This window comes from Monashia sp. HAY1-5C, assembly GCF_056755255.1.
Genome location: NZ_JBPGXG010000164.1, coordinates 1 through 9,258, shown reverse-complemented (window position 1 = coordinate 9,258; position 9,258 = coordinate 1). Strand labels below are relative to the sequence as shown.

Sequence of the window (9,258 nt, the reverse complement as noted above, 5' to 3'; positions counted from 1 at the left end):
ACTTGTTGTAGGTGCGGGCGATGAGCACCTGGAGCGAGGCGTCGGACAGGTCGCACGCGTCGAGCCGGTCGACGAGCGTGCGCAGCCGGCGCAGCCCGTAGTTCGTGTCGCGGCTGACGTCGACCGACTGGCCGAGGTTCTCGATCTCGACGCGGGCCTGCTCGGTGCTGGCCAGGCTGCGTGTCGCTCCGGTCGTCAGCTCGACGCCCTCGCGGACGAGGCGGTAGTCCGGGTCGCCGTAGCACTGGTAGGCGCCCCACGTGTTGACGTCGGGGTGCTGGCTCCACGTCTCCGCGCGGGCCCGGGTCACGGCGTCGCCGAACGTCTCGCCGGCGAGGATGGCGTCGTAGAACGTCGTCGCGAAGGTCGCTGCGGCCTCGTCGTCGACGGCCCAGCCGCACGCGACGACGACCCGCACACCGATGTCGATGAGCTCGGTCGCGATGCTCGCGGCGAGCCGGTGGTAGCGGCCCCCGAGCGTCGGCGCGACGGCGCCGCTCTCGGGCACCGCACCGAGGTGGCAGCAGTTGACGAAGACGAGCTCGGGCACCTGTCGCAGCTGCCCGATCTCGCCGGCCGTGAGGAACATGCCACCACCGAGGACCATGCCGGTGACCTTCGTCGGCTCGGACGCGCCGTCGCCCGTGCCGCGCACGGGCCACTCGAAGACGCCGTGCCCGGCCAGGTGGACGATGCGGTAGGCGCCGTCGAACAGGCCCTGCACGACCTGGGCACCCGACGCCGCAATGAGGGGGTCACACTCGAACCCCTTGCCCTGCAACGTGGTTGCGATGGCCCGTGCCTCCGACTGCGCAGCGGGCAGCGGCCCGAGGCCGCTCTCGGTGTCGCCGACGACCAGCGCCCGGCCGGTCGTGGCGGACAGCACGTGGCTGCGCATCGAGGTGCCTTCGAGCTGTCTCACGAGCCCGCGGCGGACCCCGAGGGGTGGGCGCCGCTCGCCGTCGCCGGACCGGTCGGCCCCGCGGTCGTCGAGCAGCTCCCACGGGAAGTGGGCCGAGCCGGGGTCGACGACGAGGACGACGTTGTCGGTGTCGGGTGCCTGCGCCTTGAGGTCGTTGGGGAAGAGCAGCTCGAAGAGCGTGTGCGCCGAGACCGCGTCGGGCGCCGGCGTGTCGACGAGCGACTCGACGAGCCGGTCGACGAGCACCCGCTGCGTGCCCACGGTCCGGGACGGCGTGCCGGCTCGGCCGAGCGACGTCTCGAAGGACAGCGACCCGTCCGACTCGCCCCGGACGCGGACCTGCTGCCACCACCCGTCACGCTCGCTGAAGACGAGCCGACGCTGCCGCCCGGGCAGCTCGCGCAGCCGCGGGTCGAGCTCGAAGCAGTCGGCCAGCTCACCGGTCGACATCGAGGCCTCGACCGCGTCCAGCGCCTGGAGGGCCCGGTCCTGCCACAGCTCGATGAGCTCGACGTCGCAGATGTGCACGCCCATGCCCGTGTCGGCGAGCCGGTCGTTGGCCCGCTGGATGCCGGTGAGCAGCGCCTGGACGCTGTCACGCACCGCGAGGCCACCGGCGCCCGTCGCGATCAGCAGGCTCGACAGCCGCATCTGCAGCACGCCCGACGTCCGGCGAGCAGCCTTGCGTGGCCGGGCGATCGACAGGTGACCCAGGGCGGCGGTCAGGGCCGCGTGAGCGACGGCCCGGGCCAGCGCCGCCGCACTCAGCTGCCCGATCGGGCCGAGGCCGGCGACGACCGCACCGGGCGGTGTCGACCACTTGTCGGGGTCGGTGAAGACCTGGCAGGTCTCGAGCGCACCGGGATAGATGCCGAGCATGGCTGCGCGCGCGAGGCGCCCGTCGAGCAGCTGGTCGAGCGCGGCCTCGCCACCGACGAGCGTGCTGCCCGCGTAGTGGCCGACGAGGAGGTGGTTGCGGGCGAAGCGCAGGTCGCCGTGCGCGACGTGGACGAGCGGCCGCGGTCGCGGGTCGGGCGGGACGGAGGTGGGCGGTGCCGGGGTGGTGGAGGTGACGGGAGCGGTCGTCGGCAGCGTCGCGGGGACCCCCTGCGGCGTCGGGGCGGGCCCGTCGAGCGGGGGCACGGCGTCACCCCGCCGGGGAGAGGAAGGCGGCGTCGAGGCGGGCGCCGCGTCCCTCGAGCTGCGGCACCTGCGGGTACAGGCCGCGCAGCCCGGTCAGGGTGCGGCGGTGCACGTCGCGGTAGGACGACGTCGGGCTCTCGCGCAGCGCCCGGACGAGGTAGTACGTGAAGGCGCCGTTGTACGAGCTGCCGATCCGCGCGTCCGCCGACGTCTGCGTGTCGCGGCAGCCGCTGACGAGCGTCTCGACGATGTCCACCTCGTGCACGTCGCCGTCCCGTCGACGGCGGGAGCGCCGCGGCGTGCCGGTGTGGGCCCCGCCGCGCTCCTCGTCGCCGGGGTTGGGCAGGAACCGCTCGACGACCTCCGGCTGCGCCAGCCCGGGCGGCGGCAGGGGCTCGCGGGTGTTCGTGCCGGAGTGGCAGCAGTCCATGACGACGGTGAGGCTGGCGGCCGGGTCGAGTCGGTCGAACGTCGCGCGCAGCCAGTCGTCGGTGAGGGGGTCGTCCCAGTCGAGGTCGTGGGGGCACAGGATCTCGTCGCGGCCGTCGGACTCGTCGCCGCTCGTGTCGGGAACGTTGGAGCCGTGCCCCGAGTAGTGGAGGTAGAGGACGTCGCCGGGGACGGCGCCGTCGACGAGACCGGCGATCGCCTCCTGCATCGCGGCCTTCGTGGCCTTCGCGTCGGTGAGCAGCGTGAGGGACTCGTCCGGGACGTCGTAGAGGTCGCGCAGGACGCCGGCGACGAGCTCGACGTCGTTGACGCATCCGCGGAGGTCGGCCCCCGGGATCGCGTAGTGGTCGATGCCGATGAGCAGGGCGCGCCGGGCCATGTCGAGCTCCTTCCGCCGAGCGCACGGGGCAGGGTGGGGCCCCACCTCCCAGAGTCCTCCTGTCGAGGCCCTGATACATCCGGTTCGCCCGAGTCCGCACCGCGCCCTGTCCGACGCCCTGTCCGGCGCCCGACGGTCAGCAGAGGTTGATGCCGCCGGCGTCGAGCAGCTTTGCGGCCGTGGCGTCGTCGGCCACGACGGGCACGAGCCAGTCGTCGCCCGAGATCGACTTGACCCCGGTCCTGCATCGAAAGGTGCTGACGGTCCGGTCGAGGTCGACGGCCTTGTCGTAGAACGTCGCCCCGACGTGCCGGCCGTCTGCGCTGGTGCAGGCGACCTCGTGCTCGTCGACGGACCCCGTGGCGTCGGACCCGGGCGGGCACACCACCTGGGCCACCGTGATCCACGTCGGGTGCGCGCTCGCCACCTGCTTCGTCGCGCTCGGGCCGCCGTCGCCGCAGGCGGCGAGGGCGAGAACGGTCGCTGCGGTGGCGCAGCTGAGGGCGAGTCGTCGGTGCACGGGAGGTCCTGGCGTCCGGGTGGGAGGGCATCGTTCGCGCGGCCTCGTGGGCAGCGCAAACCCCGCCACTGTAGTGCCGCAACGGGCTTCGCGCCGAGCCGAGCCCGTCCGGCACCGCCCGGTGAGCGTGCCGGCGTGGCACAGTCGACGCATGGGACGTCTCGTCTACACGGCCATCTGCTCGCTCGACGGCTACGTCGCCGACGCGTCCGGTGCGTTCGACTGGGCGGCGCCCGATGCCGAGGTGCACGCCTTCGTCAACGAGCTCGAGCGCGGCATCGGCACCTACCTGTGCGGTCGCCGGCTCTACGAGGTGATGCGGTACTGGGACACGGCCCCGACCGCCGACCCCGAGGGGTCGGTCGAGGACGCCTACGCGCTGGTGTGGCAGGCCGCCGACAAGGTCGTCTACTCGACGACGCTGGGAGCCGTCACCGCGCCGCGGACGCGCCTCGAGCGGTCGTTCGACCCGCCGGCCGTCCGGGCCTGGGTGCGGCGGCAGCCGCGCGACGTCAGCGTCGGCGGGCCGACGCTCGCGGCCCGGGCGCTGCGAGCCGGCGTCGTCGACGAGCTGGCCGTGCTCCGCGTGCCGCACGTCGTCGGAGGAGGGACGCCGTTCCTGCCGACCGGGGTCCGGATCGAGCTGCGGCTCACCGACGCCCGCACCTTCGGCGGCGGGACGACGTACGCGCGGTACGACCTGCGTTGAGGCCGCGGGGGCCGTCGTCAGAGGCCGCGGGGGCCGTCGTCAGCGGGCCGACCAGCCGCGCCACACGGTGACGTGGACCGCGACGTACGGCCCGGCGGGCATCCGTTCGGCGTACTGGGGGTAGCGGGACACCAGCGCGTCGCGCCCTTCGCCCACGGCGGCGTCGTCGCCCTCGAAGACGCGCGCCGTGCCGTCGGCTCGGACCCACCACAGGCTCGTCCAGTCCTCCTCGTAGTGGTCGACGAGGAGGCTGACGCGCGGGTGCGCCGCGATGTTCGCCAGGCGCCGGAGCGCGCGCGTCGACTTCGGCTTGTCGTCGACGGCCGACCACACGACGTCACCGACGACGGCGAAGACGACGGGCACGAGGTGTGGCGCGCCGTCCGGCCCGGTCGTCGCGAGGCGCGCGACCCGCGCCGTGGCGAAGCGCTCCCTGGCCTCGTCCGCGTCCACCCGCCCACGCTAGCCCGGGCGTGCGGCAATACGCTGAGGGACGCCACCGCCCGCCGACGCGCGAAGGACGACCATGTACGGATCGGTCAAGGACGAGATCGCAGCAACCCTGCACGAGATCGAGGACGCCGGCCTCTACAAGAACGAGCGCGAGCTGACCTCACCCCAGTCGGCCCACGTGACGACCCTCAAGGCCGAGGCGCTCAACTTCTGCGCCAACAACTACCTCGGTCTGGCCGACGACCCGGCCATCGTCGGCGCCGCCCAGGCAGCCCTCGACCAGTGGGGGTTCGGCATGGCGTCGGTGCGGTTCATCTGCGGCACGCAGACGCTGCACACCGACCTCGAGCGCACCATCAGCCAGTTCCTCGGCACCGAGGCGACGATCCTCTACTCGTCGTGCTTCGACGCCAACGGCGGCGTCTTCGAGGTGCTCTTCGGCGCCGAGGACGCCATCATCAGCGACGAGCTCAACCACGCGTCGATCATCGACGGCGTCCGCCTGTCGAAGGCCATGCGCTACCGCTACCGGAACGCCGACATGACCGACCTGCGTGCACAGCTCGAGGCGGCGGCCGCGGCGGGCGCCCGGCGCACGGTCGTCGTCACGGACGGCGTCTTCTCGATGGACGGCTCGTACGCGCCCCTCGACGAGATCTGCGACCTCGCCGACGAGTTCGGTGCGCTCGTGTTCGTCGACGACTCGCACGCCGTCGGCTTCGTCGGGGACGGCGGTCGCGGCACGCCCGAGCTGTTCGGCGTGCAGGACCGCGTCGACATCCTCACCGGGACCCTCGGCAAGGCGCTCGGCGGTGCCTCCGGCGGCTACGTCTCGAGCCACCGCGAGATCGTCGACCTGCTGCGCCAGCGGTCGCGGCCCTACCTCTTCTCCAACTCGGTCGCCCCGGCCGTGGCTGCCGGCTCGATGGCGGCGCTCGAGCTCGTCGCCGGCTCGGCCGAGAAGCGCGAGGTGCTGCGCCGCAACACCGAGCTGTTCCACTCGCTCATGACCGACGCGGGCTTCGAGCTGCTGCCCGGCACGCATCCCATCCGCCCGGTCATGTTCCCGGGCGAGGACGGCGCCCGCCGGGCCGCCCAGGTCGCCGACCACATGCTCGGCGACGGCGTCTACGTCATCGCGTTCTCCTACCCCGTGGTGCCCCGGGGCAAGGCGCGCATCCGCGTCCAGCTCTCGGCGGCGCACTCCGAGGACGACGTCCGCGCGTGCGTCGACGCCTTCACCCGGGCCCGCGACGCCGTCGGCTGACGCCGACGGCGCCGCACGCCCAGAGGTGCGGGCTTCCGTCAGGGGTGGGTCCTGCGTGACGCACCCGTGCGGGAAGTCCGCACTCCTCGGGCGGACGCGTCGGCTCAGGGCTCGACGCGCGCGTGCAGCCAGGGGCGGTGCAGGTCGAAGCGACGGCCGGTGATCTCGTCGACGGTGATCTCGACGACGACCGTCTTCGGGGTGTCGACCCACGGGCGAAGCGGCAGCTGCTCGATGGCCCACGTCGTGTCGCCGGTCAGCTCGTGGGCACGACCGCGGCAGATGACGCTCGTCGCGCGCTCGTCCTCGAAGTCGTCCACCTCGAAGGCGACGTCGCGGTTCATGGCGACGCCGAGCAGCTTGCTGCCCTCGGCGGTGAGGAACAGCAGCCGGTGGTCGGCGACGGCGTAGTTGATCGGGACGAGGTGGACCTCGTCGGCGAGGTGGTAGGCCAGGCGCCCGAACTCGTGGGCGCGGAGGAACTCCCAGCTCTCCTCGGGATGCAGCTCGTGCACCGGGCTCTCGGTCGTGTTCATCGTCGTCACCTCTCTCGGGTTCCCGGGTCGGTCGGCACCCGCCTCGGACTACTACCAAGTGTAGGAGACAGGGTGCCCGACGCACCCGGTTCCCGGCGAGGCTCGCGTCACAGCCGCGGTGCGATTGACTGGGGCCATGGACTTCTGGAGTGCGTACGCCCAGGGCTTCGCGCGCGTCGCGGCCTGCACCCTCCCGATCACCGTCGCCGACCCGGCCCGCAACGCCGACGCGGTGCTCGAGCAGGTGCGCGACCTGCACGACGAGGGTGTCGCGCTCGCGATCTTCCCCGAGCTGTGCCTGTCCGGCTACGCGATCGACGACCTCTTCCTGCAGGACCCCCTCCTCGACGCCGTCGACGACGCCATCGCGCGCCTCGCCGAGGCGACGGCCGACCTTCGTCCGCTCGTCGTCGTCGGTGCCCCGCTCGACCGTGACGGACGCCTCTACAACTGCGCCGTCGTCCTGCACCGCGGTCGCGTCCTGGGTGTCGCCCCCAAGTCCTACCTGCCCACCTACCGCGAGTTCTACGAACGGCGGTGGTTCGGCGCCGGAGACGACCAGCGCGGCACCATCGAGGTCGCCGGCGACCGCGTCCCCTTCGGGCCCGACCTGCTCTTCCGCGCCACCGACGTGCCCGGGTTCGTCCTCCACGTCGAGGTGTGCGAGGACATGTGGGTACCCGTCCCGCCGAGCCACGAGGCGGCTCTCGCGGGCGCCACCGTCCTGGCCAACCTCTCCGGTTCGCCCATCACGGTGGCCCGGGCCGACGACCGGAAGCTCTTGTGCCGCAGTGCTTCTGCCCGGTGCCTCGCGGCGTACCTCTATGCGGCCGGTGGTGAGGGCGAGTCGTCGACCGACCTCTCCTGGGACGGCCAGACGCTCGTCTACGAGAACGGGGCGCTCCTCGTCGAGTCCGACCGCTTCCCCGACGGCCCGCGTCGGTCGGTCGCCGACATCGACCTGGACCTGCTGCGCCAGGAACGGCAGCGTCAGGGCACCTTCGACGACAACCGCCGGGCGCACGCCGACCGCGTCGGTGGCTTCCGCACCGTCGAGCTCGAGCTGGCCCCGCCGACCGACGACATCGGCCTGCTGCGCAAGGTCGACCGGTTCCCGTTCGTGCCGGACGACCCCGAGCGGCTCGCCCTCGACTGCTACGAGGCCTACAACATCCAGGTGTCGGGTCTCGAGCAGCGGCTGCGCGCCATGTCGACCGACAGCTGGCGGCCCAAGGTCGTCATCGGCGTCAGCGGTGGCCTCGACTCGACGCACGCGCTCATCGTCGCGGCCAAGGCGATGGACCGCCTCGACCGGCCGCGCAGCGACATCCTCGCCTTCACGATGCCGGGTTTCGCGACGAGCGACCACACCAAGCGCAACGCGATCGCGCTCATGGAGGCCCTCGACGTCACGTGGGAGGAGCTCGACATCCGCCCGGCGGCCACGCAGATGCTCGACACGATGGGCCACCCCTTCGGTCGCGGCGAGGAGGTCTACGACGTGACCTTCGAGAACGTCCAGGCCGGCCTGCGCACCGACTTCCTCTTCCGCATCGCCAACCAGCGCGGCGGTCTCGTCCTCGGCACCGGCGACCTGTCCGAGCTGGCCCTCGGCTGGTGCACGTACGGCGTCGGGGACCAGATGAGCCACTACGCCGTCAACACCGGCGTGCCCAAGACGCTCATCCAGCACCTCGTGCGGTGGGTCGTCTCCTCCGGCCAGTTCGAGGACCACGTCGGCGAGACGCTCCTGTCGATCCTCGACACCGAGATCAGCCCCGAGCTCGTCCCGGCCAAGGAGGGCGAGAAGCCGCAGAGCACCCAGGCCATGATCGGCCCCTACTCGCTGCAGGACTTCACCCTCTACCACGTGCTGCGCCGCGGCTACCGGCCCTCGAAGATCGCCTACCTCGCCTGGCACGCCTGGCACGACCCCGACGCCGGCGAGTGGCCGCCCGGCTTCCCCGACGCCGACCGGCTCGCCTACGACCTGCCCACGATCCGCCGCTGGCTCGAGGTCTTCGTGCGGCGGTTCTTCGCCAACCAGTTCAAGCGGTCGGCCCTGCCCAACGGCCCCAAGGTCGCCGCGGGCGGGTCCCTGTCGCCGCGGGGTGACTGGCGCATGCCGTCGGACGCGTCGGCCGGGGCCTGGCTCGACGAGCTGGACGCCAACGTTCCGGACGTGTCGTGCGAGGACGCCTCGTGAACGGACGCCCCGCGCCCGGACAGCCCGCGCCCGGACAGCCCGCGCCCGGACAGCCCGCGCCCGGACAGCCCGCGCCCGGACAGCCCGCGCCCGGACGCCTCGAGCCCGGGCGCCTCGTGACGGTGCGCGAGTACGTCGACGCGGACTGGCCTACGGTCTGGGCCGTCGTCGAGCAGGTCGTGCGCGCCGGCGACACCTTTCCCTATCCGGTCGACCTCGACGAGGCGACGGCGCGCGCGACCTGGCTCGAGAACGGCCCGGGCGGACGCGTCACCGTGGCCGTCGACGACTCGGACGGCACCGTGCTCGGCACCGCGAAGATGGGTCGCAACCGGCCCGGGCCGGGGTCCCACGTGGCGACGGCGAGCTACATGGTCGACAGCGCCGTCCGCGGCCGCGGTGTCGGCCGGGCCCTCGTCGAGGACTCCCTCGCCTGGGCCCGCGACGCCGGGTTCGCCGCGATGCAGTTCAACGCCGTCGTCGAGACGAACACCGGTGCGGTCGCCCTCTACGAGAGCCTGGGGTTCACCGTCCTCGGCACGGTGCCCCGAGCGCACGAGCTGCCCACCGGTGAGCGCGTCGCCGCCCACATCATGCACACCGACCTCTGGTGACGTTTCGCGCGCTTCTGTTCGACTGTCTCTTATACACATCTGACGCTGCCGACGACGGA

The 9,258-nt window shown here is 72.8% G+C and carries 9 protein-coding genes; 4 read left to right on the top strand and 5 right to left on the bottom strand.

Translation table 11 applies throughout. The features are described from left to right. The 3 genes from ACR9ZK_RS19035 to ACR9ZK_RS19025 all read right to left on the bottom strand — a co-directional run. Positions 1 to 2,065, bottom strand: a 2,065-nt coding sequence (locus tag ACR9ZK_RS19035) for a CHAT domain-containing protein (RefSeq protein ID WP_481343529.1), incomplete at its 3' end; no start/stop codon positions are given. A gap of 4 nt (positions 2,066 to 2,069) precedes the next feature. Beyond that, positions 2,070 to 2,894 (bottom strand): caspase family protein, encoded by an 825-nt coding sequence (locus tag ACR9ZK_RS19030; RefSeq protein ID WP_481343528.1) that lies wholly within the window; start codon positions 2,892 to 2,894, stop codon positions 2,070 to 2,072. A 136-nt stretch (positions 2,895 to 3,030) separates the two neighbouring features. Further along, positions 3,031 to 3,414: a hypothetical protein gene (locus ACR9ZK_RS19025; protein WP_481343527.1), complete on the bottom strand. Its 384-nt coding sequence runs from the start codon at positions 3,412 to 3,414 to the stop codon at positions 3,031 to 3,033. 151 nt (positions 3,415 to 3,565) lie between these two features. Between ACR9ZK_RS19025 and ACR9ZK_RS19020 the strand changes: the two genes are divergently transcribed. Then, positions 3,566 to 4,123, top strand: a complete 558-nt coding sequence (locus tag ACR9ZK_RS19020) for a dihydrofolate reductase family protein (RefSeq protein WP_481343526.1) — start codon at positions 3,566 to 3,568, stop codon at positions 4,121 to 4,123. A gap of 39 nt (positions 4,124 to 4,162) precedes the next feature. On the opposite strand, the gene ACR9ZK_RS19015 is transcribed toward ACR9ZK_RS19020, so the two are convergent. Then, complete coding sequence (locus ACR9ZK_RS19015) at positions 4,163 to 4,576, bottom strand: TIGR03668 family PPOX class F420-dependent oxidoreductase (protein WP_481343525.1); 414 nt, start codon at positions 4,574 to 4,576, stop codon at positions 4,163 to 4,165. Between the two features lie 73 nt (positions 4,577 to 4,649). On the opposite strand from ACR9ZK_RS19015, the gene ACR9ZK_RS19010 reads away from it, so the two are divergent. Next, on the top strand, positions 4,650 to 5,843 hold the full coding sequence (locus ACR9ZK_RS19010) for a glycine C-acetyltransferase (RefSeq protein ID WP_481343524.1): 1,194 nt from the start codon (positions 4,650 to 4,652) through the stop codon (positions 5,841 to 5,843). Between the two features lie 104 nt (positions 5,844 to 5,947). Here ACR9ZK_RS19010 and ACR9ZK_RS19005 read toward each other — a convergent pair whose 3' ends face one another. Next, positions 5,948 to 6,379 carry a pyridoxamine 5'-phosphate oxidase family protein gene (locus ACR9ZK_RS19005; RefSeq protein ID WP_481343522.1) on the bottom strand — a complete coding sequence of 144 codons (432 nt, stop codon included), beginning with the start codon at positions 6,377 to 6,379 and terminating at the stop codon, positions 5,948 to 5,950. 136 nt (positions 6,380 to 6,515) lie between these two features. On the opposite strand from ACR9ZK_RS19005, the gene ACR9ZK_RS19000 reads away from it, so the two are divergent. Together ACR9ZK_RS19000 and ACR9ZK_RS18995 are read left to right on the top strand one after the other, a co-directional pair. Then, a complete protein-coding gene (locus ACR9ZK_RS19000) occupies positions 6,516 to 8,585 on the top strand; it encodes an NAD(+) synthase (RefSeq protein ID WP_481343521.1) in 2,070 nt (689 codons plus the stop codon). Then, a complete protein-coding gene (locus tag ACR9ZK_RS18995) occupies positions 8,582 to 9,199 on the top strand; it encodes an N-acetyltransferase family protein (protein WP_481343520.1) in 618 nt (205 codons plus the stop codon). The genes ACR9ZK_RS19000 and ACR9ZK_RS18995 overlap by 4 nt, the downstream gene beginning before the upstream one ends. The last annotated feature ends 59 nt before the right edge of the window (positions 9,200 to 9,258 follow it).

What these genes read in the sequence shown, in the direction of transcription:
- ACR9ZK_RS19030 (WP_481343528.1), bottom strand. Translation starts at nt 2,894, where the DNA reads ATGGCCCGGCGCGCCCTGCTCATCGGCATCGACCACTACGCGATCCCG.
- ACR9ZK_RS19020 (WP_481343526.1), top strand. Translation starts at nt 3,566, where the DNA reads ATGGGACGTCTCGTCTACACGGCCATCTGCTCGCTCGACGGCTACGTC.
- ACR9ZK_RS19010 (WP_481343524.1), top strand. Translation starts at nt 4,650, where the DNA reads ATGTACGGATCGGTCAAGGACGAGATCGCAGCAACCCTGCACGAGATC.
- ACR9ZK_RS19005 (WP_481343522.1), bottom strand. Translation starts at nt 6,379, where the DNA reads ATGAACACGACCGAGAGCCCGGTGCACGAGCTGCATCCCGAGGAGAGC.
- ACR9ZK_RS19000 (WP_481343521.1), top strand. Translation starts at nt 6,516, where the DNA reads ATGGACTTCTGGAGTGCGTACGCCCAGGGCTTCGCGCGCGTCGCGGCC.